This is a genomic window from Roseateles sp. (assembly GCF_046300915.1).
In the GTDB taxonomy this organism is placed as follows: domain Bacteria; phylum Pseudomonadota; class Gammaproteobacteria; order Burkholderiales; family Burkholderiaceae_C; genus Kinneretia.
Map to the genome: position 1 here is coordinate 1 of NZ_JBKCLH010000066.1, position 4,756 is coordinate 4,756.

At 72.2% G+C, this 4,756-nt stretch carries 5 protein-coding genes; 3 read left to right on the top strand and 2 right to left on the bottom strand.

The genetic code is table 11. The features are described 5' to 3' along the window. Window positions 1–127 precede the first annotated feature (127 nt). The 3 genes from ACK5F2_RS04935 to ACK5F2_RS04945 are packed head-to-tail and all read left to right on the top strand — an operon-like array spanning window position 128 to window position 1,983. Entirely contained in the window at window positions 128–1,471 is a 1,344-nt protein-coding gene (locus tag ACK5F2_RS04935; RefSeq protein WP_409863205.1) for a M16 family metallopeptidase, read from the top strand. Further along, window positions 1,468–1,830 (top strand): hypothetical protein, encoded by a 363-nt coding sequence (locus ACK5F2_RS04940; protein WP_409863207.1) that lies wholly within the window; start codon window positions 1,468–1,470, stop codon window positions 1,828–1,830. The genes ACK5F2_RS04935 and ACK5F2_RS04940 overlap by 4 nt, the downstream gene beginning before the upstream one ends. Before the next feature lie 27 nt (window positions 1,831–1,857). After that, complete coding sequence (locus ACK5F2_RS04945; RefSeq protein ID WP_409863208.1) at window positions 1,858–1,983, top strand: hypothetical protein; 126 nt, start codon at window positions 1,858–1,860, stop codon at window positions 1,981–1,983. Window positions 1,984–1,996: 13 nt separating this feature from the next. Here the strand turns inward: ACK5F2_RS04945 and ACK5F2_RS04950 are convergent, their stop codons facing one another. Then, window positions 1,997–2,647, bottom strand: coding sequence for a response regulator transcription factor (locus ACK5F2_RS04950; protein WP_409863209.1), 651 nt, complete (start codon window positions 2,645–2,647; stop codon window positions 1,997–1,999). After that, window positions 2,601–4,703, bottom strand: coding sequence for an ATP-binding protein (locus ACK5F2_RS04955; RefSeq protein ID WP_409863211.1), 2,103 nt, complete (start codon window positions 4,701–4,703; stop codon window positions 2,601–2,603). The genes ACK5F2_RS04950 and ACK5F2_RS04955 overlap by 47 nt, the downstream gene beginning before the upstream one ends. Window positions 4,704–4,756: the final 53 nt, after the last annotated feature.

The window sequence follows — 4,756 nt, forward strand, 5'->3', positions numbered from 1 at the left end:
GCTGGGGGCCCTGGCCGCCCTGGGCGTGCATCGCCTGCTGCGACGCTGAGCCCCCTTGACCGGCGTGGGGGCCGGACAGCGGCGACACTAGAGCCCCGTCTTTCCCCCACCGCCCGGATTTCCGCTCTTGCACGCCCCGCCCGCCTCCTCTGCGCCCCAGCCCGCGCCCCTGCTCAGCACCCTGGCCAATGGCCTGCGCCTGGTCGCCATACCCATGCCCTGGCGCGCCACGGTCAGCCTCTCGGTCTTCGTGCGCACCGGCAGCCTGCATGAGCAGCTGCCCCGGCTCAATGGCATCAGCCATGTGGTGGAGCACATGGCCTTCAAGGGCACGGCCACGCGGGACTGCCAGCGCATCAATCTGGACGCCGAGGCCCTGGGCGCCGATGTCAACGCCCACACGGACAAGGACCACACGGCCTTCCATATCGAGGGCCTGCCCGAGGATCTGCCGGCCTTTGTGGACCTGCTGGCCGACATCGTGCTCAACCCCAGCTTTCCCGAGGAGGAGCTGGCACGCGAGCTGCGCGTGATCGAGCAGGAGTACAACGAGTACGAGGAAGACCCCTCGGCCCTGGCCTTCCGCCTGTTCGACCAGGCCTGCTACGGCAGCCGCCACCCGGCCGGTCGCCCCATCATTGGCACGCGCGCCAACATACGGCGCTTCAAGCGCCGGGACCTGCTGGACTATGTGGGGCGCCAGTACAGCGCCTGCAATGTGGTGATTGGCGTGGCGGGCCCGCTGGATGAGCGCCGGTTCGAGGCCTTGCGGCGCCAGATCGAAGCGCAAACCGGCTTTGGCGCCATGCCAGCCGGCACGCCCAACCTGATCGAGCAGCCGGCCTGGCAGGGCGGCCTGAAGGCAAGGCGCCTGGCCGGCAGCGGCCAGACCCAGCTGGTGCTGGGCTTTGCGGCGCCGGCACTGCCCGAGGGCGAGGCGCGCACCCTGCCGCATGTGCTGGCGGCGGCCCTGCTGGGCGAGGGCATGAGCTCGCCCCTGCTGGACGAGATCCGCGAGCGCCGCGGCCTGGCCTACAACGCGGGCTGCGCCGCCGATATCTGGCCGCATGGCGGCCAGTTCGTGATCGATGCCGCCACCTCGCCGGAGCAGGCGGTGGAGCTGCTGGAGGCGGTGCATGCGCTCTTGCGCCGCCACGCCGACGGGGCCGACCAAGAGGTGGCGCTGGAGCGCGCGCGGCGCCAGCTGAGGGTGCGTGCGCTGCGGGGCCTGGAGCAGCCCTCGCGCCGGCTGGAGGCGGCCGCTCAGGACCTCTTCACTTTCAGCCGCCTGCGCGACACCCAGGACTGGCTGCGCCATCTGGACGCGGTGACGCCGGCCCAGGTGCGCGCCGTGTTCGAGGCCATGCAGGAACAAAACCGCGCCCGGCCCGCCCTGGCGCTGGCCGGCAGCGTGCCAGCCAAGGCGCGCGAACGCGCGGCGGCCCTGTTCGGACTGGGTGAGCAGGCATGATGACACCGCAAGACCTGACCCCGGAGCCCGGCCTGAGCTTTGTGCGCGGCGGCGAGGGGCGCGGCAAGACCCGGCTGCTGGCCCCGCTGGCGGCACAGGCCGCGGCCAAGGGCCGCAGCGTCTGGCTGGAGCAGCCGGCGGACGCACGGCACGACGCGGTGCTGGCGCGGGACTGGCTGGCGCAGCGGCAGGGCGAGCGCTGGAGCCCGGCGGTGGCGGCGGCCCTGGTCGAGGCCTTGGCGCTGGCGGAGCATCTGGACAAGCCGCTGTACATGCTTTCCGCCGGCTCCCGGCGCAAGCTGGGGCTGGTGGGCGCGGCCGCCAGCGGCGCAGCGCTGACCCTGCTGGAGACGCCCTAGGCGGCGCTGGATGGCCGCTCGGCGCGCGTGCTCACCGAGCTGCTGGCCGAGGCGGCCGAGGGCCGGGAGCGCGCCTGGGTGCTGGCCGATTACGAGCTGCCGGCCGGGCTGACGGGCGTGCGCCTGGCGGCCAGCGTGGACCTGGGCGACTGAAGCCGGCCGGCGCTCAGCCCGGCTGGCGCAAGAGATTGGACAGCTCCACCGCGGACTTGACGTTCATCTTCTCGAACACCCGCGCGCGGTGGACCTCGACGGTGCGCACGCTGATGTGCAGCTGGTCGGCGATCAGCTTGTTGGGCAGGCCCTGGATGACCAGGTTCATGACCTCGCGCTCGCGTTCGGTGAGATCGCCCATGCGCGAGGCCAGCTGACCGCGCGAGGTGCGCGCGGCAATGGCTTCAGCACTCAGGGCCAGGGCCTGCTCCACCCGGTCCACCAGGGCGTTGTCGGAGAAGGGCTTCTCCACGAAGTCGAAGGCGCCGCGCTTGACCGCGGCCACGGCCGTGGGCACATCGCCATGACCGGTCAGGAAGATCACCGGCAGCGAGGCGGCCAGGCCGCGCTCGATCAGGCGCTCGAACAGGGCCAGGCCGCTCATGCCGGGCATGCGCACGTCCAGCAGCAGGCAGCTGGGCGCGTCGGGCCAGCCCTCGCCATGGCCGGGGCGGGCGTCCAGCATGGCCTCGAAGGCCTCGGCGCTGGGAAAGCCCTCGGAGAGCAGGCGGCGCGAGCGCAGCAGCCAGGCCAGGGCGTCGCGCACCACCTCCTCGTCATCGACGAGGTACACCATCGGCAGCTTGACCGTTGTCTGTTGCATGCGGGTCTGTCTCCTGCGGGATCGGGTCGGGCGCACGGCCGATGGCGGCGCCACCGGCGGGATTATCGGCGGGCAGGGTGAAGCGGAACTCGGTGCCGCGGCCCTCGGCCACCGGGCTCGTGAAGTCCATGGCTCCACCATGCTGCTCCACCACCGTGCGGCACAGGCTCAGGCCCAGGCCCATGCCCTCGCTGCGGGTGGTGAAGAAGGGCGTGAAGAGCTGCTTGGCCACGCCAGGCTCGATGCCGGGACCGCGGTCGATGATGGCAAAGCTGACCCAGCGCGGGCCGGCGCGGCGCACGCGCAAGAGCAGCACCCGCTCGGCCAGGGGCGTGGCCGGGTCCATGGCCTGGATGCCGTTGCGCGTGAGGTTGAGCAGCACCTGCTCGACCATGGTGCGGTCGCAGCGCAGGCGCGGCGGCGGCTGCTCGATGTCCAGATCGATGCGCGCCCCGCTCTTGCGGGCCTGCAGGCGCACCAGGGGCAGCACGGCCTCCAGCACCTGGTCGGCACCGACGGACTCGCGCGCCTGCTCGCGGCGGCGCACGAAGTCGTGCACGCTCTTGATCACGCGGCCGGCCCGCTCGGCCTGCTCGGCGATGCGGGTGACGGCCTGGCGCACCATGGCGGGGGTCTGCGGGTCCTCGGCCTCGCGCGTCATCAGGTTCAGCGAGGCCGTGGCATAGCTGGCAATGGCGGCCAGGGGCTGGTTGAGCTCGTGGCTGAGCAGGGAGGCCATCTCGCCCACGGTGGCCAGACGGGCCGTGGCCTGCAGACGCTCCTGCTGCTGGCGCGAGAGCTCCTCCATCTTGCGCTGGCCGCTCACGTCCAGCACCGCGCTCATCCAGCCGGTCTGCTGGCCCTGGGCGCTGACCAGGGGGGCCTCGTAGATCATCACCGGAAAGCGCTCGCCGCTGCGGCGCATGAACACGGTCTCGAAGCCCTGGCGCTCCTGGCCGGCCTCCCAGCGCTCGACCCGGCTGCCGTGGCGGCGCCAGTACTCGTCCACATGCTCGGGCGGCCAGTAGGGCGGAGCTTCGGGCGGCGCACCACGGCCCAGCAGCGCCTCGCGCTCGAAGCCCACCAGCTTGCAGAAGGCGGGGTTCACATAGGTGATGCGGCCCTCCATATCGCGGGCACGCAGGCCCGTGATCAGGGAGTTTTCCATGGCCTGCCGAAAGCTCAACGACTCGGCCAGCGCATGCTCGGCAAAGGCGCGGCGGCGACCGTCGCGTGCCAGCAGCAGCACCACGCCGAACAGCGCCAGCGACAGGCCCAGCACCAGGGCCGTGGCCAGATTGGGAATGAGCTGGGGGCGACCGCTGGCACTGTCCACGCGCAGCTGCAGGGCCTGGCCCGGCAGATCCACCACACGCTCGGCGATATAGACCCCGGCGCCCCGGCTCAGGCCCACCCGGGCCAGGCGGGTGCCATCCCCCTCCACAAAGGAGATCTCGTAGCCACGCAGCAGCTCGCCGGGCACCGAGGCCTCCAGCAGCTGGCGCAGACCCACGGTCGCCACCAGAAAGTACTGCAGCTCACCGGCGCGCAGCTGGGGCAGGCACAGGTCCAGCACCTCCTGGCCATCGCCGCCGGGCAGGGGCACGAAGTAGCTGCGCGAGTAGATCTGCGAGCCGTGACGCAGGGCGGCGGTGCAAGCCAGATCGGTCTCCAGCTGCAGCTGTGCGCGCGGGATCTGGACAAAGAGCGGCGCGGAATAGGGCGAGTTGGCGCTGTCCTGGATCTCGCGCTGCGCATCGCGCAGCTCCAGCCGCAGCAGCGGGCGGGTGCGGCGCAGCAGCTCGGTGGCGTCATCGCGCCAGCGCGGGTCCTGCCGGCTTTGCCAGAGCAGGGACTGCAGGCCTTGCAGATCGCGCCCCGCCAGCTGCTTGGCCCGCACCGCAACCTCGGCCGCCGCCAGTTCCACCTGCTCCTGGGCGCGCGAGGACTCGTAGCTCAGCGTCAGCAGCACCAGCAGGGTCTGGGCCACCAGCAGCAGGGCCACGAGGGCGCCCCACAGCAGGGCGCGGCGCCAGCGCCGCCAGCCCCGCAGCACGGGCGGCGAGGGCGGAGGCGGCGGGGGTGAAAGTTCGGTCAGCGGGGCATCCA